The organism is Nocardia flavorosea NBRC 108225 (assembly GCF_001613385.1).
GTDB lineage: Bacteria > Actinomycetota > Actinomycetes > Mycobacteriales > Mycobacteriaceae > Nocardia > Nocardia flavorosea.
The window spans coordinates 187813-208292 of the sequence record NZ_BDCG01000018.1; the positions used below are offsets into that span (position 1 = coordinate 187813).

Below are 20480 nucleotides of genomic sequence, written 5' to 3' on the forward strand. Positions count from 1 at the left end.
ACCGCCCCGTCCTCAGTTGAGCGGGCTGCGGCGTTCCAGTAGCACCGCATCGCGCCAGCGCCCTTCGGAGCGGCCGATCCGCTCCCGGATTCCGACGGTGCGGAAACCTGCCGCGTGATGGACCGAGATACCGGTCCGGTCCTCGGGGTACAGGGTGGTCTGCAGCGTGCGCAGCCCCGCCTCTTCGGCGGCCATCACCTGCCGGCGCAGCAGCGCGGTGCCGATACCGCGGCGCTCCAGATCGTCGGCGACCATCACGCAGCTATCGGCGATATCGCGGTAGAACTCGTGCCCGGAGACCGGAGTGAGCGCGGCCCATCCGGCGATCCGGCCGGCGGTTTCGGCGATCCAGCGCTGGCCGGGTAGCCACTGCCGGTTCAGGACCTCACTATCGGGCGCTTCGGCGGCGAAGACCGCGGGGTAGGTGGTGCCGCGGCTGGCGTAGATGGCCCGGACCGCGGGCCAGTCGTCGTCGTTCATCGCGCGCACCGTGACGTCCGCGGGCGGATCGTCGGGGCACAGTGGCTGCGGAGTCAGAATGCCCATGACCGCGTCGGCGGTATGGGGGAGTTCCGTACAGCGGTCGGGGTTGATCATGACGAGTGTGGCGGTGCCCTCTTTGTGTACCGTGACGAATCCGGCGTCGGTGAGTTTGCGGACGTGATGGGAGACGGTGGGCTGACCGATTCCGAGTGCTTCGGCGATTTCCCCGATATGGATTCCGGCGGGGCTCATGGCGACCTGGTGCAACAACCGGACCCGGGTGGGGTCGGCCAGGCAGGAAAACCAGCCGGCGTAGAGGGTCGCGTCGGAGACCGGGAGCGCGTCGTCGCGCACCTGGTCCCGCACGACCGGCGGTTCCAAGGAGGTCATGCGGCCCACTATATCCACGGAATTATTCATTTCGAGAATTTTGCCGTCCGGAATGTTTATCGAGTGTCTTCGATATTTCGCAAGGGGAATTATCCGGAATCATTTCGCGTCCCGGTGGTGACTATTTCGTATCACCGGACGGGAATTATCGCGGCCGGCTGTACGCCATGGGACCGAGGGCCGGCCCGGACGGTCGCATTCGGGTATCGGGCCGTGCCGCGACTCCGGGAGCTCACCGCATACCGGTGATATCGGTGCGCAGGGTCGCCGCGCCGTATACCGTCCCGGACGGGCGTTGCCGGAACGTGCTCAATGACCTTACTGTGTAAGGATGAGCAGCGTTGCTTATTCCGGCACCGCCGGAGCAGGATTTGGGCGGCTGACGTCCGCCTTCACCCGGGTCTACGGTGGCCGGAAGGGTGTCGGTGCGGCGCTGGCGGTCTATCGGCACGGGGAACCGATTCTCGATATCTGGACGGGCGAGTCTGCACCCGAGCGGCCGTGGACCCGCGATACGGGTGCCATGGTCTTTTCCGCGACCAAGGCGATCGCCTCCACCGTCGTGCACCGCCTCGCCGACCGCGGGCTGATCGACTACGACGCCCCCGTGGCCGAGTACTGGCCCGAGTTCGGCTGCAACAAGAAGGATTGCATCACCGTCCGCCAGGTTCTCACTCATTCGGCCGGGCTGTCCGGAGTCGGCACGCTGGCCGCGCACGGTTCCGAACTGCTCGACCACGAGCTCATGGCACAACGGCTGGCCGCCGCCACACCCGACCGGCTCCTCGGTGTACCCGCCTACCATGCGATGACCTACGGCTGGCTACTCGCGGGCCTGGCGCGGGCGGTGACCGGGTCGAGTATGAAACAGCTGTTCCAGCAGGAGGTCGCGCAGCCGCTGGGGATCGAGGGTATCCATCTGGGCCGTCCGCCTGCGGGATCGACCACCATGGCCGCGGAAAGTTTCGGGACCGGCTTCGCGTTCGCAGGTACCCCGCACGGCTCGCGGCTGGTCGCCCTGTTGCAGAGCATTCCCGGTGTGCTCGGCGTGAGCAGCCGTTCGCTGTTCATCCCGGGCGCGGAAGCGATTCTCGCCGGACCGAATCCGCCGGTGCTGGACAGTGAGATGCCCGCCGCCAACGGGGTGTGCACGGCCAACGGGCTGGCCGCCATGTACGAGCCGCTGGCCTGTGATGGTATGGCCGGTGGACAGCGGTACCTGTCCGGGGCCACCATGCAGGCGATTCGCCGGATCGAGCGGTATCGCCCGGATACGGGACTGTTCCTGTACATGGGGCCGCTGTGGCATCTGGGCTATCACGCGATGCCGACGGTCGGCGCGCCCCGCGGTTTCGGCCATATCGGGCTCGGTGGCTCGTTCGGCTGGGCCGATCCGGACAGCGGGCTCTCGGTCGGCTTCGCGCACAACCGGCTGTCACTGGACATGCTCGCGGTGGACCAGCCGGCTTTTGCGTGGCTGCTGCCGCTGGTGGTCGGCGGTGCCCGGTCGGCGCGCCGGATCGCCCGCCGTGCACCCCGGGAGGCCGCTGCCTGACCCGGGGGCCGGGCAGCGGACGGTACCGGTCAGGTCAGGTAGCGATAGGCCGGCGAGCCCGGTTCCAGCCGTTCGCACTGGATCGGCGATCGGGCGATCCGTTCCAGCAGCGGCTGTAGGCCGCTGCGTTCGCCGAGTTCCACGCCCACCAGCGCCGCCCCGGTCTCCCGGTTGTTGCGCTTGACGTACTCGAACAGCGTGATGTCGTCGTCGGGGCCGAGTACCTCGTCCAGGAAGCGGCGCAGCGCACCGGGTTCCTGCGGGAAATCCACCAGGAAGTAGTGCTTGAGGCCCTGATGTACCAGGGACCGTTCGATCACCTCGCCGTAGCGAGAGACATCGTTGTTGCCGCCGGAGACCAGGCAGACAACCGTCGAACCGGGTTCCGGGGCGGACTCGAGCAATGCGGTCACCGCGAGGGCGCCTGCCGGCTCCGCTATGATCCCCTCGTTCTGGTAGAGGTCCAGCATGGCCGTGCAGATCGCGCCTTCGTCGACCTGCAGCACACGGAACGATCCCGCGCCGGGCGGGTACTCGGTGCCGGTGATCAAGGGCAGCGAGGCATGGGAGACCACCCGGCCGCCGAAACCCGATACCGCGTCGAAGGGCACCTTGCCGATGCGGCGTACCGCGGCACCGTCGACGAACGGGTCGACCTCGGGCAGGGTGACCGGCGTTCCCGCGATCAATGCCGCGGTCATGGACGCGGCCCCGGCCGGTTCGACCCCGAGGATGCCGGTCCGCGGAGAGCGTTCCCGCAGGTAGGTACCGACCCCGGCGAGGCATCCGCCCCCGCCGACCGGGACGACCACCAGATCGGGGGTCGTATCGAGCTGGTCCAGGATTTCCGCGGCGATGGTGCCCTGACCTGCCGCAGTGCGGGTGTCGTCGAAGGGGGGCACCATGGTGGCGCCGCTGCGCCGGACATCGGCGGCGGCGGCCGCCGCGGCGGCGTCGAAGGTTTCCCCGACGGCGATGAGTTCGACGAATTCACCACCGTGCACCCGGATCCGGTCGCGTTTCTGTTTGGGGGTGGTGGTCGGTACGTAGATCCGGCCGGTGATCCCCATGGCCCGGCAGGCGAAGGCCACTCCCTGGGCGTGATTGCCGGCGCTGGCGGTGACCACACCGGCGGCCCGCTCGGGTTCGCTGAGCTGCACGACCAGGTTGTAGGCGCCGCGGAGTTTATAGGACCGCACAACGGTCAGATCCTCGCGCTTCAGATACACCTGCGCGCCGGTGAGCTGGGACAACCGCGGGCACAGCTGCAGCGGCGTGGGCTCGATAATGTCCGCAATACGCTTGGCCGCAGCATCGATCTCGTCCGCGGTGAGCGCGGGACGGGCTTCGGGCAGATGGGTCAGCACATCGGACACCCGCCCCATGGTGCCACCCGCCGCCCTCGCGGACTGCGGCGGGTGGTCTGTACTGGGCTTTTTGTTCATTTCACGGCACGTGGGCCCCGGAGTCAGCGCGGTGTCAGCACGAAGACAGGGATCTGCCGTTCGGTTTTGGTCTGGTAATCGGCGTAGGGCGGATATGCGGCGACCGCACGCTCCCACCAGACGGCCTTCTCCTCGCCGAATACCTCGCGCGCGGTGTAGTCCTCGGTCACCGCGCCGTCCCGCAGTTCCACATGTGGTTCGGCGACGATGTTGTGGTACCAGACGGGATGTTTGGGCGCGCCCCCCAGTGAGGCGACGACGGCGTATTCGCCTTCGTGCTCGACCCGCATGAGTGCGGTCTTACGCAGTTTGCCGGTCTTGTTCCCGACTGTGGTCAGCACGACGACGGGCATACCGTTCAAGGTGGTGCCTTCGGTGCCCCCCGAGTTCTCGATCTTCTCGGCCTGTTCGCGGGCCCAATCGGACGTGGAAGGTGCGTATTCTCCGGTCAATGGCATACCCCGGAAAACGTCGGAGGTTGCGGCGATTGTTCCCGGCGCTCTCACGCCGGGCGCGCCGTGGGATACGCGCGCGGAAGACAAAAGTTCGATGGACCGAACACCGGGTACGCGGGTAGCCTTACTACATGACCGCATCGCAGACTCTCGACACCCGCGCGCCCGTACGTGCCGGGGCGGAGGTCGATATCGCGGGGACGCCCTGGCCGGTGTTCAAATTGGAGGCACTGGGGGCCGGAGTGCTGTCTCTTCTGGTTGTGGCGCTCGTTCTCGGGTCGCTACAGGCGGGCGTATTGCTCGGTGCCGCTGTCGGGGCGGTGCTGTGGACGCGGGGATGGTGGCGGACGGCGCGGTAGTGGCCGTAGGTGCGGTTGCCGACGGGATCGGTGTGTCGCTCCGGCTCCGCAATGATCGTTCACGTACTACTCTTGGGCCGAGCTGAACTTATGTCCAACTTGGTCCGGCCGGTCCTCCGGCGGCCCCGAGGTACACGCGAGCCGAGATATGAGCGATCGAGTACATGCCTTCACCGACGATGCGCTGGGCGATCACGACGCAGTAGCGCTGGCGGAGCTGGCCGCCTCCGCGGCGGTACGTCCCGACGAACTCGCGGCGGCGGCCCTGGCCCGCGCGGATGCGGTGAATCCGCAGCTCAACGCCATCGCGTACCGCTGCCCCGCTCCACGGCATGCGGCGAGCGCATCCGGTGTCTGGTACGGCGTCCCGGCCTTCGTGAAGGACAACGCCGACGTGGCGGGGCTGCCCAGCTGCCACGGTAGTGCCGCCGTCACCCCGCATCCGGCGGGGAAGGACGACCGTTTCACCGCCCAGCTGCTCAGTACCGGGATCACGGTTCTCGGCAAAACCACCATGCCCGAGTTCGGATTCACCTCCACCACGGAATTCGAGAGCAGCGATCCCACCCGCAATCCGTGGGATACCGGCTATACGGTCGGCGGGTCGTCGGGCGGTTCGGCGGCGATGGTCGCGGCGGGTGTGGTGCCGGTGGCGCACGGTAACGACGGCGGGGGGTCCCTGCGGATACCGGCGGCCTGCGCCGGTCTGGTGTCGCTGAAACCCAGCCGGTTCCGGCATCTGGACAATGCGCAGGCCCGGCAGTTGCCGATCAAACTGGTCTCCGAAGGCGTCCTCACCCGGTCGGTACGCGATCAGGCCGCCTATCACGCCGCCGCCGAAAAGTACTGGCGTAACCCGAAACTCCCGCCCATCGGGGCCATCGAGGGGCCATCGGCGCGTAAGTTGCGGATCGGGTTGCTCACCACCGCGTGCAACGGCCGCGAACCCGATGCCGCGACCGCGGCCGCCGTCCACAGCACCGCCGCGATCCTCGAAGCGGCAGGACATTCCATCGAGCCGATGACCTCACCGGTCGCGCCGAGCCTGGTGGACGATTTCCTGCGCTACTGGGGCTTTCTGGCGCAGATGTCGGGAGTGACCGGCAAACTGAGCCATGGCCGCAGCTTCGACGCCGCCCGCCTGGACGCATTCACGAAAGGCCTCGCTGCCTCCTTCCGTCGCAGGCTCCTTGCCACTCCCGGCTCGCTGTACCGGCTGAACAAGGCGCGCGCCGACTACGACGAGGTCCTCACCCGCTACGACGTGATCCTTTCGCCGGTGCTCACCCACACCACACCCGAACTCGGGTACCTCCGCCCCGGTGTGCCGTTCGACGAGCTACTCGACCGGGTCACGAACTTCGTCGGCTATACGCCGATCAACAATGTCACCGGATCGCCGTCGATCGCGGTTCCGGCCGGGCTCACCGATACCGGCCTGCCGGTCGGCGTAATGCTCAGCGGTGCCTACGGCGACGAACGGACGCTGCTCGAACTGGCCTTCCTGCTGGAGGCGCAGCGCCCGTTCCCGCGGATTACCGAATCCTGACGAGGCCCGCAGCGCTCAACGGACCAGGAGAGCGACAGGGAGGCGGGCGAACAGTTTCTCGGTCCGGGCACGGTTCTGAAAGGTGTGACCGGTGAGCCGGTCGGTCCAGGAACCGGACGGCAGCTCGAGATAGGTATCGGCCCAGCCGGTTTCGCCGATCGCCACGCTGTGCCGGGTCACCGCCACGAGGATCTCCGGATCCGCCCCGACTCGCCCGCGGGCGTAGGCGACCAGTTTGTCGGCGTGCTCACCGTGCCCGAATACGGGCGTATAGCTGCCGCCGACGAAACATTCCGGCCGCTCCCGGCGCAACCACAGCGCGTACGCCACCACCCACATCTTCGCGGCGCCGGTGATATCCAGTGCCGGGGTGGTGGTGAGGGTGTGCAGCATCGCGATCCGGGAGCCGAAATCCACCGGGCGGCGGTTGTCCGGATCGACCAGGGAATCCTCCCAGATCTCGCAACCCTGGTAGATATCCGGGATCCCCGGCCCGCACAGTTGCAGCAGTTTCTGCGCCAGCGAATCCGACCAGGCGTGCGGTGCCAGATCGTGCGCGAGATCGGTGAGCTGGCGGCCCACCGGCCCGTCGATCACCTGGTCCAGCCAGGTATGCACCGCGTTCTCGAACTCCACGTCGGGTTCCTCCCACGCGGTGTGCAGCCCGGATTCGCGCATCGCCTTCTCGGCGAAGCGGTGCACACGTTCGCGCAGCCCGGGCACCGAGGACGCGGGGCGGCCGTCGGCCGGCCACATCCCGAACATGTTCTGTAGCAGGAACAGTGCGGTCGCACCGTCGGGCGGTGGCAGTTTCTCCAGCCACAGCGTCACTGCCCGTGCCCACATCCGCGGGACCTGGGACAGGATCCCGATCCGTGCCCGCACATCCTCGCCGCGTTTGGTGTCGTGCGTCGACAGGGTGGTCATCGAGGCGGGCCAGCGCAGCGCCCGCGACGCGTTGGCGAGATGGAATTCGTTGACGGTACGACCGAAACGGGCCGGATTCCCGCCGAGTTCCTGCAGCGAGACCAGCCGCACCGCGCGGTAGAACAGGATGTCCTCCACGGCCTTCGCGCCGATCGCCGTACTCACCTGATGGAACCGGCTCCACGCGGAAGCTCCGCGTGTCAGTGCCGTCATTAGCACCGACAGTGGGACCCGCAGTTCGGCATTGCGTTTCTCCACCTCCGCCAGGACGGCACTGATCATGCCCGCGAGCGGGGTGTAGTCGGCCCGGGCCACCGGCAGGAACGACAGCACTTCGATGGTGGCGTTGGTGAGCGCCATGGTGTCGAAATCTTCGGCATCCGCGTCCTGTTTGATCGCGGTGACCAACCGGCGGATCTCCGGCAGCAGAATACTTTCCGCCACCGCGCGTTTGATGCGGTGTTCTTTTTCGCCCACCCATACGCGGTCGCTGCCGTGGCCGGTGATATGGCGGGACAGTTCGGTGAGGATCGGCTCGCCGGCGGGTTCGAGCAGCACACCGCCGAAATCGGCGAGGGTGTCGTAGCCGGTGGTGCCGTCGATCGGGAGGGTGGCGTCGAGGGGCTCGCGGTTGGCGAGGGTTTTCTCCACCAGCAGCAGCCGGTTCGGGCCGATCAGCCGGCGCAGCCGCTGCAGGTAGTCCGTCGGGTCGGCCAGCCCGTCGGGGTGGTCCACCCGCACACCGTCGATGAGATCGTGTTCGCACCAGGCCGCCAGTTCGCGGTGGGTGGCCTCGAAAACAAGCGGATCCTCCTGGCGCAGCGCGGCCAGTCCGTCGATCGACAGGTAGCGGCGGTAACCACAGATTCCGGATTTCCGGCTCACCAGCCGGTAGTGCTGTTTGTCGTGGATACGCAGCGCGTTGTCGCCGTCTGTGCCCGGCGCGATCGGGAAACGCAGATCGTGCAGCGCCAGCAGCGGTTCGGGTCCGGACCGGTCGACGGTCAGCGCGGCGGGATCGTTCTCGCTGCGCAGCACCGGTAGCGCCAACCGCCCGCCGACCCCGTTACCCGGGCTCCAGTCGATATCGAAGAAGGGCGCGAACTGGGATTTGCGGCCGTATTGCAGCACATGCCACCACCAGGGATTCTGCTGTGGATCTGCGACTCCCACATGGTTGGGGACCAGATCCATGATCAGCCCCATACCGCGGTTGCGGGCCTCGTCGGCCAGGGCCTTCAGGCCGACGGGGCCGCCGAGCGCGGGGGAGACGGCGGTGGGGTCGGTGACGTCGTAGCCGTGTGTGGACCCGCGCGCGGCGGTCATCACCGGGGACAAGTAGAGATGGGAAACCCCGAGTTGCTGGAGATACTCCGCGATCGCCGTGGCCTGCGCGAAGGTGAGGCCGTCCGGTCGCAGCTGCAGCCGGTAGGTGCTGCGGACCGGAGTGAGTCGCGGATTGGGGCGAAAACGCGGCGGGTCTGCGGGCATACGGTTCTCGGTCGGGTCCTGGGGTGGCACGGCGGACAGATGTGGGCTGCGCGATTATCGGCGGGAACGGGTCACCGGGGGTGATAGGCGTGGCCCCGTGGCCGGGTGGGATCCGGCGATTGCGGTGGTGGTGCCGCACCCTCGGGCAGCGGGTCGGACGCGTGCATGGTCAAAACCCTAGCGCCATTCCGGCGAAGTTCCGCCGTGGGCCGTTGGTCAGCTGTTCAGCCAGGTTCGGGTGACATACCGAGACGGCGGGCGTAACCGGTTCGCCGGGCGATTGCTGCGAGGCTTCCGAGGGTTGCGCGTTGCAGCCAGGAGGGGATTCCGGCGAGATAGCCGTCCTGCAATTCCCAGAGCAGGGCGAGCGCGAAGGGGTTGCGCGGTACACCGGCGCCGGTGGTGGCGCCGGTTTCGTCCAGGGCACTCCACAGGGTGAACATCTGCCAATGTTGCAGCGGTGGCCGGATCTCGTGGTCGAGCACGGTATCGCGGGCCTCGTTGTGGAATTCGTGCACGGCGCGCGCCGGGGCCGTGACGGTATCGCCCGGCCGGGCGAGAATTTCGCGGCCGTCGATCCGGAATCGCACGGCGCCGCGGCGCACGGTCCACTCCTCGGTGAGGACCGGATGCCAATGCGGACCCGCTTGGCGGCCCGGTTCGGGGAGGTCGTGCCGCAGGCGTAGATACGGGCCGCGGTCGTCGGTGCCCTGCTCGACGAGGGTGATGCGGTGGCCGTTGCGGAAGGTCAGGACCCGGGATGCCATAACCTAATTAGAAAGGTAACCTTCATAATATGTCAACACCCGAGTCCCCGTCTCTGTTGAAACTGCTGACCCTCGCCTCCGCGGCCGTCGAGGGTGAACTGAACGCCGACTTGCGGGCCCGGCTGTCCGCCGACGTGCGGCCGGCGCACTATGCGGTCTTCCGCTACCTGGACCCGGCCGGCTCCCGGGTGGGTGAGCTGGCGCAGGCGGCAGGGATGACCCAGCAGTCGATGGGCGAACTGGTGGCGCAGCTGGAAAGCGTGGGCCTGGTCCGCCGGCAGGTGGATCCGGCCGACCGGCGGGCCCGGCAAGTGGTGTGCACTCCGGCGGGCCGGGCGGCGCTGGCGCTGGCCGGGGAGCGGATCGCCGGAATCGAACAGCGCATAACGCGTGCGGTCGGAGAAACGGGTATGCGCGATCTGCTGAACCTGCTCACGCAGGTCGTGAACCTCCTCGACGGGGGCCGGACGGGAGTGCCCGGTGAGCTGGAGCGGTAGGCGGGTCGGATCGGTGACTGTGGTGGCGTGGAGAGGTGTCGTGGCCGAACGGGTACCGGGATGTTCGCCGCGCCCGCCGGCGGGCGTCCTGCGGTGTCGAGTTGCGCCGGCCGGGCGCTGCTTGTGCGACGTCCCGGCGTGGGACGAGCAGATGGCCGCGGAGGCGGTCGCCATTCATATCGGGACCGGTGGCCGCGGCGGAATGTCCTCGTGTTGCCGGGGTCGGCGCTGTCGTTCGGCGCCTGGGAGTAGGCCTGGCTTGATTGCCCGCTCTGCTGACTCGGGGCAGCAGTGCCGGGTCGGTCGTGGGGCCGCCGGTGGGGCGCTGGCTGCCCTGGGTTCGTTCGGGCCGGTGTAGCGCACCTCCGGTCGCGGTCGTGTGCCGGGCCGGCGTCGTCGGATGGGTCGGCGGCGGGATGCGGGACTGTTGGGGTCGCCGGGTGGCTTTGGTAACTTGAACGGTGTTCAGGTCGTCTGGGGCGGCCGCCGTCTCCGAGGTGAGGATCTTCGTGACCACTGCTGCCGCGCCGCTCACCGCGGCGCAGATCTCGGCGCTGGACGCCCGCCACGTCTGGCATCCCTACGGTGGATTCCCGGCCACCACCGAACCGCTGGTCGTCGCGTCCGCCTCGGGCACCAGGCTCACCCTGGCCGACGGACGGGAGCTCGTGGACGGAATGAGCTCGTGGTGGGCCGCCGTGCACGGCTACCGGCATCCTGTCCTCGACGCGGCACTCGCAGAGCAGGCGGGACGGATGAGCCATGTCATGTTCGGCGGGCTCACCCACGAACCCGCCGTCCGCCTCTGTGAACTGCTGGTGCGGCACACGCCGGCCGGTCTGGACAAGGTGTTCCTCTGCGATTCCGGTTCGGTATCGATCGAGGTAGCGGTGAAGATGTGCCTGCAGTACTGGCGGTCGGTGGGTAAACCCGGCAAGCGCCGCCTGCTCACCTGGCGCGGCGGCTATCACGGCGACACCTTCACTCCGATGAGCGTCTGCGATCCTGACGGCGGCATGCACGCCCTGTGGACAGATGTGCTGGCCGATCAGGTCTTCGTCTCCGCGCCGCCGCGGGAGTACCGGCCGGGCTACGTGCGCCGGCTCGAAGCGGCCGTCGCCCGCCACGCCACCGAACTCGCGGCTGTCGTGGTGGAACCCGTGGTACAGGGCGCCGGTGGGATGCGCTGGCACGACCCCCGCTATCTGGCCGATCTGCGCCGGCTCTGCGACGAATATGGGGTGCTGCTGGTCTTCGATGAGATCGCCACCGGATTCGGTCGCACCGGAACATTGTTCGCAGCCGAACATGCCGGGGTGTCACCCGACGTCATGTGTGTGGGCAAGGCGCTCACCGGCGGCTATCTGACCCTTGCCGCGGCACTGTGCACCACCGAACTCGCCGAAACCGTCAGCGCGGCCCACGGCGGCCTCATGCACGGGCCGACGTTCATGGGCAACCCGCTGGCCTGCGCGGTCGCGGTCGCCTCCGTCGAACTGCTGCTGTCGCGGGATTGGCGCGGTGAGATCGCGCGGCTGGAGAACGGGCTCACGGAAGGGCTGGCACCGGCCCGGGAGCTGCCGGGCGTGACCGACGTTCGGGTACTGGGCGGAATCGGCGTGATCCAGCTCGACCGCCCCGTGGACATGCGCGCCGCCACCGACGCGGCTGTCGGCGCGGGCGCCTGGATCCGGCCGTTCCGCGATCTGGTGTACGCCATGCCGCCGTTCATCAGCGATACCGCGGACCTCGAGACCGTCACCCGCGCCATGGTCGCGGCGGCGCGGGCGCGGGATCGTGCCGCATGACGAGCCCGGCGCGTGGAGCGGCCATATCGCCGCGCGACCGGGCCCGCCGGAGCCGCCGCGACGACGCACTCCGCGAGACGCGGTCGTCACCACCCGCGCGGTTCGCATCCCGAGCCGAGTTCGACGGGCCGGAAGCGGAGCCGCGGTTCGGGGGGCTGCACCGACGCCGGAACGACGCCGTTGGGCAACCGGTCCGCCGAACGGCCGCCGCTGCGCACCCGGAGGGGAGTGCGCAGCGGCGGCTCGATGCGATGCCCGGAATCGATCGATCGACCGTTCCTCGCCGGCGGCGTGCTATCGGGGCGCGGCGCCCCGTGACCCGGCTTCGGCGAATGCCCGGGCGTAGCGGGTTCCGGCTACCAGCAACAGGATTCCGACCATCAGGAATGCTGTGACCCGGACCAGTCCGTCCAGCGTGGACAGGTCGAACAGGAACAGCTTTGCCAGGGCGGCGGCGGTGACCAGCAACCCGGACCCCAGCGCGACCTTCACCGTCGCCGATACGTCGGCACCGAGCCGGCGCAGACCGTACAAGAGGGCAGCCAGCGCACCGGCCATCCAGATGATGGTGGACACGCTGTGGCCGACGACGAATCCGTTCGCGGCACCGGCGGCGACACCCAGCGATACCGCCGCGGTGGTCACCAGGTAGAGGGCCGCTCCACTGGCGCCGATCCACAGCAGGGTGGCCGCCGATTCGTCGGTGGTCGTGCCGAAGAGCCGGCGCAGCGTCCACAGTGCTACCGCGAGGACACCCAGGCCCGCGAATGCGGCAGCCGCGGTCGTGGTGCTCAGGTTTTCGACGGCCCGGCGGGACAGGGCCAAGGTTTCCGGGTCGGCGACGGTGAGCAGGCCGATACCGCCGAGTACCGCGTAGCCGGTGCCGAACAGGGCGGTGATCCGGTTCCGGGCCTGACCGGCGACGCCCAGATAGCAGGCGCCGACGAGCAGCAGTCCCAGCGGCAGGGTGGACCCCGTCGTGATACCCCAGAGGGCTTCCAGCACAGCGAAGGAGCCGCCGGTGCCGGCCACGATCGCGGTATGCCCCGGGATGCGGGCGACGTCACGCAGTTTCGGGACCAGTGTCGTCGCGGCGACCGCCAGCAGTACCGCCGCGTAACCCGCAGACAGGATCGTGGCCGCCGGCCGGTCGATCAGGGCGGGGGCGGCGAGCAGCGGTGTGCAGGCCAGCGCGCACGTCAGACTCGCGACGAGATCGCCCGGCCGCTGCCGCGTCACCAGAATTGCGCCGCCCAGACCGACCGCGGCCACCGCGGTCGCCGCCCCGACCACCAGCGCCTGACGATCGTCGGGTTGTTCGATCGCGAACGCGAGGATCGTGAAGTGGGTGGCCAGCACCGCGGGGACCGTGCGCACCAGATGGAGGAACGGCCAGTCGTATCGCATCTGCACCGGGACACAGGCCACGTGCAGCACGATCAGGAAAGCGAGCAGGGCCAGCTCGATCGTGACGAACGGCGCCAGCACGGCCGCCCCTGCCACCACCAGCACGGCCAGCGGCTGAGACCGCCACTGCACCGCCAGACCCACCCCGGCCGCCGCGACGCCGAGCGCGGCGGCGAAGCCCGGCACCGGATGCAGCCAGTCGTAGATCGTGGTCATCGCGATGACATCGAGGTAGGCGCCCGCGAAACCGGTGGCCGCCAAGGCGATACCGCCGACCCGTCCGCCGGGGCGGCGGAATACACGCATCCCCGCGCCCACCAGGGCGGCGGAAAGGACCGCGCCGGCGACCACCCGTGGAACGGGTCCGAAGATCCCGGCCTGCGCGGCGAGAACCAGCAGCATCACGACCCCGATCAGCGTGACCGCCACCCCGGCGACCGCGAGCAGCCGGCTGATGACGCCCTCCCGCTGCCACCACGGCGGACGGGACTCGGGGGCGCCGTTGCGCGGTGGAATCGGGCCGCGCGGCGGATGCGCCGTAGGCGGCACCTGACCCATCGCCGTCCGGTACTCCTGCGCGGTCGTGGCGGGCCGGCCGCGCCGGGGCGCGATACCGCCCGCCTGCGCCTGCGCATTCTGCGGAGACGGTGCCGGCCTGCGTTGCGGGGGAGTCGGCGGTCCGCCGTGAAGGGGTGCCGGTGTGGTGCGCGCAGCGGTCGCGCTCGGTGGCGGAGCACCCCATGCAGGCCGAGGAAACGCTTCGCCGGGCCGGGGGTGCGGGGAAGTGGTGGACTCGTTTGCCGGCGGTGGGGTTCCGGGTGAGGCGCCGGGCCCGGCCTCCCCGGTGGGAGAAGCCGAGCCCGGCGGTTCCGGTGTGTGCACCCCGCCGACGCCCACACCGGGTGACGGCACTGCCTCCGGCGGAGCGCCGGGTGGTGCCGTGGTCTTGTCTGTCGTATGCCCGGGGCCGGTGTCCGGGGCGGCTGCCTTGTGGCCGGGCAGCGTGGCGGATTCCGGGGTGCCCGGCGATCCGGTGTGGACGGGTGTTGTCGGCAGCACCTGCCGGTGCAGGGAGGCCAGGTCGCGGCCCAGTGTGTTCATCTGTCCGCCGAGCGCGGTGAATTCTCCGGCCAGCGTGTCGAACTCGCCGGACAGGCGGGCGACCAGGGCCGGGTCGATCGAAATCGTCATATTTCGATGGTCGGGCGCGCGGCTTCTCCGCGGATGAGTAGAACTACTCGCCGCAGCCTCGGGATCTACCCGTTCCCGCCGGCCGGCCCGCGGCGGCTCCGCCCCGGCCCCGCCGGGACCGCCCCCGGGCTCTACCGGGACTGCCCCGGGCTCTACCGGGACCGCCCCGGGCTCCACCGGAGGCGTCCCGCGGGCTCCCCACTACGGTCGTCGAACCACCCGCACGGGATGCTGATGCAGGACAGCTCCCGGACGACGTACAGTCCGGGGCCCTTCGCCGGTCGATCAGAGCGCCCGGATTCGATGACCTTGCGCAGGCAGGCCCTGTCGCTTTCGCGTTTGCCGACTTCCTGAGCGCTCGGTCATCAGCGCAACCCGCTCCGGCACCGCTCCCCGGCTCTCAGCCCGGGGAGAAGTCAATCGTCGAGGCCCTGTTCGATCACGTAGCGCGTGAGCTCCACCCTGTTCGCGAGTTGAAGTTTGCGCAGGGTCGCCTGCACATGGTTCTCGACCGTGCGATGACTCAGATGCAGGCGGGTGGCGATCTGCTTGGCGGACAGTCCCTTGGCGACCATGCGCAGCACTTCGGTTTCCCGTTCGGTCAGGGCCGGCTGTTCCGGGGTACCGGGATCGCTGGGGGCGGTGGCCATCCGCCGGTACTCACCCAGCACCAGGCCGGCCAGCCCAGGCGTGAACACCGCTTGGCCGGCAGCCGTATCATTCACCGCGGCAAAGAGTTCGGCCGCGGACGCGCTTTTGACCAGATAGCCGGAGGCCCCCGCTTTCACCGCGTCCAGTACATCGTCGCGCTCGTCGGACGCCGAGAGAACCAGTACCCGGCTATCCGGTGATACCCGCAGCACGTCGGCCGTGGCCTGGGCGCCGTTCCCGTCGGGGAGCTGCATATCCATCAGCACCACCCGCGGCCGCACCGCGGCGGCCCGCCGGACCGCGGTTGCGGTGTCCTCGGCGGTGGCGACCACCCGGAACCCGGCCGCCTCGAGATCCCGGGCCACACCCTCGCGCCAGATCGGGTGATCGTCGACCACCATCACCGAAATGGGCGCTGCTGCCTCGTCTGCCATGCCACCGCTCCCTTCGGGTCGGGTCGCCGTATGCGTCCGGCCGTCCCGGAATCCGCCGGTGCAGAACAGGCCGTGCCGATCTCCACGCTATTCTGCCCATCTCGCAGTGTGGGAGAAACCGGAAGGACCGGGCTGCCGGAAACTCCACCGGATTCGCACCGGAGTGCCGCCTTCGGTTCCTGTGGAATCCCGATCGTTCACCGGCCTCGAGGTATGCGGAACCCCCGGAAGGCGACCTGCTTACGGGTGCGGAAACCGAGCCGCTCGTACAGGGCGATCGCGCCGGTATTGGTTTCGAGCACATGCAGAAACGGCCGTTCGCCCCGCGCCACGATCCGTGCGACCAGCTCACCGATCAAATCGGCCGCATATCCTTTACCCCGCGCCTCGGGGGCCGTGCACACCGCGCTGACCTCGGTCCATCCCGGTGGCCGCAACCGTTCACCCGCCATCGCCACCAGCCTGCCCCGCTCGCGGATGCCGAGGTAGGTACCGAGTTCGTGGGTGCGCGATCGGAACGGCCCCGGCTGTGTCCGCGCGATCAGATCGAGCATCTCCGGCACACTGTCCGCGCCGAGTTCCACCACATCGGCGTTCAGGCCGGACCATTGTTCCGGCCCGATCATCTGCCGGCCGTCGAGGGCGAAAACCGGCTCCCAGTCCGCGGGTGGCCGCGCCGGGCAACTGAACATATCCGCGACCTCACCGCGCCCGACCAGCCGGGCCAGGTCTTCCCATGCCTGCTCGTCCGGTTCGTTACTCACGGCGGCGAACGACGCGACCTCCGGCAGGTACGTACCGGCCCGCCCGGCCCACCGGCTCAGGTGCGCATGCCGTCCCCGCAGCGATTCACCCACGGGATCGTCCAGTTCGACGGCGCAGTCCACGGCCGTGCTGTACCCCTTGTTGTCCACACAGCGAGTATGCCGGTTCGGTCGGCGACCGGACCGGCCGCGATCGCCCTGGCCGCCGTACGCGTCTCGTTCGACCGCCGTCTCCGGTGGCTACCGTCGAGGACGGCCCACGGCGGATGCGGTGTCGAAATCGCCGATACCTCGGCCGGTGCACTCCGTCCGGAGGCCAGGTCAGCCGGGGCCGTCGGCTTTGAATCCGTCGAAGAGCGGGCCGCCGAACTCGTGCAGCGCCCGGGTGACGATACCCACCAACGGTTCGATGGTGCCGTGCGCCACAGACCGGACCCCTCGCGCCAGCGCGTGCGAGTAGTCCGTGCCGGCCTCTCGATCGAAGGAGGCCAGCTCGCGGTGTAACCATTTGCCGCTGCCCATCCACCGGCCGTGCCCCGTGAGCACCAGTTCTGCCGTGGCCCGCCACAAGCCGAACGCGATCAGCAGGCGTTCGTCGTCGTCGCGGGAGCCCACGAGATCATCGAGCAGATCGGTGAGCCCGTAGCGCTCGGCTCGCAGTTCCTCGACACCGAGCGGTTCCGGGCCGGCGGCCAGCAGAGCTGCGCATTTTTCCTGCAGATACGCACCGCTCCCGTCGCTATCGAGCAGAATCTGCGTCTGCCCGATCAGTCGCAAGGTCGTCGGCTTCCTGGCCGTGCGTTCCGTGGCGAGGAAATACTCCATCGACGACTCGGTGTGTACGAACAGCTCTACGGGCCAGCGGTGATATCGCAGCGATTCGCGGTACGGCGCAGGCGGGCCCGCGAGTAGCACGGTGATATCCAGGTCGGAAGTCGGCGGGGCAGTCCCGAGGACAGTGCTGCCCCCCAGCCACGCCGCCCGCGCCTGCGGAAAACGTTCGTGTACCAGTTTTCTGGCGGTATCGAATCCGGCGATGCTCATGCCCCGATCCGACCGCAGACCGGCTGAGCACGCAAAGGAGTCTCCGGATTCGGGAAGTATCCAGACCATCGAGTTCGGCGAGGTAGCTGTCCTGTGCCTGGCCGGCTGCCGGGTGGTATCCATGGGGCCGCCGGTACCCGTGGTCCACAGCGGTGCGATACCGGACCTGGACCATGAGCTCCCGGCGCTGATCCGGTTGCCATGGATCGGCGCGGCCGGAATCGACCGGGTGTCTTTTCGTCATGACCGACAGGCCGCTCACGACCACAGCGAGCTATGGCGACCGGACGCGAGAACGGCCACCCGGGGCGGCGCCGGCGAGGGCGCCGCGGACCGGATGGCCGCTGGATCGATCACCGCCAACCCGACGGGCGATCGATCCGGGTACGCGCGATCGGCGATCGGTGGTATCACCGATCGCCGATCGCGCTTATGTGGTTGTCATCGTGCGACAGAGTTGCGCAGTCCGGTGACGGTGGCACGGCGCTCGTAGGCGATCCAGGCGAAGATCGCGGCGAGGACCAGGGGGAAGATCGCCATCGAAGGCTTGTCGGCGATGAAAGCCTGTGTTCCGGCGGCGAGGACGGTGAGGACGGTCAAGCCCGCGGCGGCGAGGGCGGAAAGTCGCGGCACCATCAGGCCGATACCGCCCGCGACCTCGGCCACTCCGATGAAGACGAGCAGCGCGAAGGGGATGGACAGGTTCTCGGAAGCGTTGTCCGACAAGGCGTGCGGCATCACGAGCTTCGGCCCGCCGGAGGCGATGATGAAGAACAGGCCGAGCAGGATCTGCAGCGTCCACAGGATGCGGTTGCGGATCGTGCCGGGGCGGTCGGCGACAACGGTGGTGGTGGGGTTCGCGGTGGTCATGGCTGGTCCTTCTGGTCGGTCGCGCCGGGTTGGTAGCGCGTTCAACCGATAGGACGGGGCATCGTCGGCGGAGTCATCGCTGGCCGCGAATTTTTTTCCGGAACTGCCGCTGGATCACGACAAGCGCCGTCGCCTACGCCGGGACGCCCGGCGATTGCGCGAGGAGCTGCCGGAGGATTTCGCCGGCATGTGTCCACAGCAGGGCGGCGCCGCTGTCGGGTAAGTAGTGCCTGGTCGCGTTCGGGATCCGCGCCGCGAGGGTGGCGCCGTGATCCGGGGAGTGGGTCGGGTTGGCGTCGCGCCCGCCGTACCAGAGGTGGACGCGGGCGGTGAGGTCCTCGACGCGGAACGGCCAGCGCGCGAAATGCAGAACCGTATCGCGTGCATACCCGGCCGGACCCTGCGCGAAGCCGGAAACCAGCGCGCGTCGGAAGGCGGCGGCGAAATCCGGTTGCCGGTAGAACGCCCGATCGACCTCGGAACCGCCCTCGACGCTCAACCGCCACAGCGTCTCGGCGCTCCCGAACTGCGCGAAATCGCGTTCGGCGCCGGCCGGATCGGCGGCCACCAGATCGACCGATCGCCGAACGTCGTCCGGCAGAACAGTTCCGGGGTGGGCGAGCTCGTCACCGCCGGAGACGATCGCCACCGCGGAGGTGAGCCCGCGCGCGGCCAGAGCGAGCGCGAACGGGGCTCCCTGGGAGAAACCGACGACCGCGGGATCGGTGAAGCCGAGTTGACCGATATCGTCGGCCCAATCCAGCAGTGTGCGCCCGGGCATTCCGGTGGATTCCCCCGATCCGGGCCGTTCCACCGAGATCAGCCGGACACCCAGCTCGGCCGTCGCGGTACCGCCGAATCCGAGCCGGCGCCCCCACCCGGCGCCGGGGCAGAACAACACCGGCCGGCCGTCCGCCGGGCCCCATTCCGCCCATGCCGTTCGGCGACCGTCTCGCAACTCGGTTACGCCCACACGCGCGGGGTCTGCCACCTGTAGCGTGTCCATACCGGTCATGATGGCCACGCCGCAGCGGTCGGTACAAGGGGTTTTGTGCGACCGCTCCCGGTCCGCCGAGGCCATGAGCGGGCGGCCTGCTTCACCGGCTCGAGCCGTGTGGGGGCCGTGCCGACCTCATGGGCTGCATGCCTGGTGGTTGCGCTCCGACGGGAATCCGGCCGGCCGTCGGTGCGGTATCAGGCGCGCGGGATGTGGAATTCCCATTCCGTACCCTCGCCGACGATATCGGCGGTGAGTAGTTCGGCCGTACCCCCGAGGGCGGCGATACGGCCGGTGATCGAGCGGGACACTCCCATCCGGCCCTCGTTCTCTGCTTCGGCGAGGCGGCCGGGTGGGATACCCATACCGTCGTCGCGGACACTGACGACCAGTTCGGTACCGGTGTCCTCCAGCAGGACATAGGCGCGTGCGTCGGGTCCTGCGTGCAGTTCGACGTTGGTCAGGGCGGCGGCGACCGCGGCGGTGATCTCCTGGGCCGTCCAGCGGCCGACGCGGACCGGTTCGCCCGGAGTGGAGACCACCACCCTGGGCGTGGCCTGCGCGGTCAACTGTGGACGTAGGTCGACGGCGGTCTCACCGTTGTCCGATTGCGCGGCCTGTTCGGAGATCAGCCGTCGCAGCGCGACTTCCTGCTCACCCGCGCGCTGCGCCAGTTCCCTTGCCGGGCCACCTATTTCATTGCCGCGCCGGGTGATGTAGGAAAGGATTTGCAGAACGCCGTCGTGTACCTGGCGGGCCAGTCGTTCCCGTTCCTCGGTGGCCGCGGTGAGCCGTACCGCGCGCTGTAGCTGTTCCTGGGCGCGGCGGGCGGTATTGGCGGCCAGGCCCAGCGCCAGACCTACCGACACCAGAACGGGCGCCGTCGCATCGGCCCACACATCCTCGCCCCACTGCTGCCGCATGGTGATGATCGTGGCCGCGATGAGCAGGCCGGAACCGACGCCGGCGAGCGGACCGCGCAGGATGGCGGCGGAGATGACCGCGTTCGCCGACCACATGGTGGTGGGTAGCGGTTGGTGTCCGTGATACCAGTCGTAATCGGCGACCAGGGGAGTGGCCGCGATCAGTCCGAGCACCACGATATGGTCGCCCACCACGACAAGCGTGCGCGTGCGTGCGGTATCGGAGGTGCGCCGGTGGGTCAGGAGCAGGGCGGAGATACCGGACCAGATCACCATGAGCGTGATGAAGAACCAGCTCAGTAATCGATTCTCGTAATGCTGCACCGACGCGATCTGCTGTCCCACCGCGTACAGCAGCGTGACCAGCCGGAACGCCTGGACGGCGCGCCACAGTGGTGCGGTCGCGGCGTCGGCGGGGTCGGGTGCGTAGTACGGCGACCCCCGTGGGGGCCTGGTCGTGGCCATACCGAACT

The 20480-nt window shown here is 69.0% G+C and carries 17 protein-coding genes; 5 read left to right on the top strand and 12 right to left on the bottom strand.

Translation table 11 applies throughout. The features are described 5' to 3' along the window. Positions 1-12: 12 nt before the first annotated feature. Positions 13-873 carry a helix-turn-helix domain-containing GNAT family N-acetyltransferase gene (locus NFL01S_RS24690; protein ID WP_062978802.1) on the bottom strand — a complete coding sequence of 287 codons (861 nt, stop codon included), beginning with the start codon at positions 871-873 and terminating at the stop codon, positions 13-15. Between the two features lie 331 nt (positions 874-1204). Between NFL01S_RS24690 and NFL01S_RS24695 the strand changes: the two genes are divergently transcribed. Beyond that, complete coding sequence (locus NFL01S_RS24695; RefSeq protein ID WP_062978674.1) at positions 1205-2428, top strand: serine hydrolase domain-containing protein; 1224 nt, start codon at positions 1205-1207, stop codon at positions 2426-2428. Positions 2429-2457: 29 nt separating this feature from the next. On the opposite strand, the gene ilvA is transcribed toward NFL01S_RS24695, so the two are convergent. Then, entirely contained in the window at positions 2458-3813 is a 1356-nt protein-coding gene (ilvA, locus tag NFL01S_RS24700; protein WP_062978675.1) for a threonine ammonia-lyase IlvA, read from the bottom strand. Positions 3814-3896: 83 nt separating this feature from the next. Next, positions 3897-4331, bottom strand: a complete 435-nt coding sequence (locus NFL01S_RS24705) for a nitroreductase family deazaflavin-dependent oxidoreductase (protein ID WP_062978676.1) — start codon at positions 4329-4331, stop codon at positions 3897-3899. A 128-nt stretch (positions 4332-4459) separates the two neighbouring features. Here NFL01S_RS24705 and NFL01S_RS24710 point away from each other — a divergent pair, with 128 nt between their 5' ends. Together NFL01S_RS24710 and NFL01S_RS24715 are read left to right on the top strand one after the other, a co-directional pair. Further along, positions 4460-4687, top strand: coding sequence for a hypothetical protein (locus tag NFL01S_RS24710; protein ID WP_062978677.1), 228 nt, complete (start codon positions 4460-4462; stop codon positions 4685-4687). A 148-nt stretch (positions 4688-4835) separates the two neighbouring features. Continuing rightward, positions 4836-6236 (top strand): amidase, encoded by a 1401-nt coding sequence (locus tag NFL01S_RS24715; RefSeq protein ID WP_062978678.1) that lies wholly within the window; start codon positions 4836-4838, stop codon positions 6234-6236. Between the two features lie 15 nt (positions 6237-6251). On the opposite strand, the gene treY is transcribed toward NFL01S_RS24715, so the two are convergent. Further along, on the bottom strand, positions 6252-8654 hold the full coding sequence (treY, locus tag NFL01S_RS24720) for a malto-oligosyltrehalose synthase (protein WP_062978803.1): 2403 nt from the start codon (positions 8652-8654) through the stop codon (positions 6252-6254). Positions 8655-8878: 224 nt separating this feature from the next. After that, positions 8879-9421: a cupin domain-containing protein gene (locus NFL01S_RS24725; protein WP_062978679.1), complete on the bottom strand. Its 543-nt coding sequence runs from the start codon at positions 9419-9421 to the stop codon at positions 8879-8881. Positions 9422-9450: 29 nt separating this feature from the next. On the opposite strand from NFL01S_RS24725, the gene NFL01S_RS24730 reads away from it, so the two are divergent. After that, positions 9451-9918: a MarR family winged helix-turn-helix transcriptional regulator gene (locus NFL01S_RS24730; RefSeq protein WP_062978680.1), complete on the top strand. Its 468-nt coding sequence runs from the start codon at positions 9451-9453 to the stop codon at positions 9916-9918. A 509-nt stretch (positions 9919-10427) separates the two neighbouring features. Further along, complete coding sequence (locus tag NFL01S_RS24735) at positions 10428-11726, top strand: adenosylmethionine--8-amino-7-oxononanoate transaminase (RefSeq protein WP_062978804.1); 1299 nt, start codon at positions 10428-10430, stop codon at positions 11724-11726. A 294-nt stretch (positions 11727-12020) separates the two neighbouring features. On the opposite strand, the gene NFL01S_RS24740 is transcribed toward NFL01S_RS24735, so the two are convergent. The 7 genes from NFL01S_RS24740 to macS all read right to left on the bottom strand — a co-directional run bounded on the left by NFL01S_RS24740 (position 12021) and on the right by macS (position 20472). Continuing rightward, complete coding sequence (locus NFL01S_RS24740; RefSeq protein WP_062978681.1) at positions 12021-14324, bottom strand: DUF2339 domain-containing protein; 2304 nt, start codon at positions 14322-14324, stop codon at positions 12021-12023. Between the two features lie 416 nt (positions 14325-14740). After that, positions 14741-15409, bottom strand: coding sequence for a response regulator (locus tag NFL01S_RS24745; protein WP_062978682.1), 669 nt, complete (start codon positions 15407-15409; stop codon positions 14741-14743). A 197-nt stretch (positions 15410-15606) separates the two neighbouring features. Continuing rightward, positions 15607-16323 (bottom strand): GNAT family N-acetyltransferase, encoded by a 717-nt coding sequence (locus tag NFL01S_RS24750; protein WP_062978683.1) that lies wholly within the window; start codon positions 16321-16323, stop codon positions 15607-15609. Positions 16324-16494: 171 nt separating this feature from the next. After that, a complete protein-coding gene (locus NFL01S_RS24755) occupies positions 16495-17217 on the bottom strand; it encodes a nucleotidyltransferase domain-containing protein (RefSeq protein WP_062978684.1) in 723 nt (240 codons plus the stop codon). A gap of 441 nt (positions 17218-17658) precedes the next feature. Continuing rightward, entirely contained in the window at positions 17659-18087 is a 429-nt protein-coding gene (locus tag NFL01S_RS24765; RefSeq protein ID WP_062978686.1) for a DoxX family protein, read from the bottom strand. Positions 18088-18220: 133 nt separating this feature from the next. Next, a complete protein-coding gene (locus tag NFL01S_RS24770; RefSeq protein WP_062978805.1) occupies positions 18221-19093 on the bottom strand; it encodes an alpha/beta fold hydrolase in 873 nt (290 codons plus the stop codon). A gap of 188 nt (positions 19094-19281) precedes the next feature. After that, entirely contained in the window at positions 19282-20472 is a 1191-nt protein-coding gene (gene macS / locus NFL01S_RS24775; RefSeq protein ID WP_245670860.1) for a MacS family sensor histidine kinase, read from the bottom strand. Positions 20473-20480: the final 8 nt, after the last annotated feature.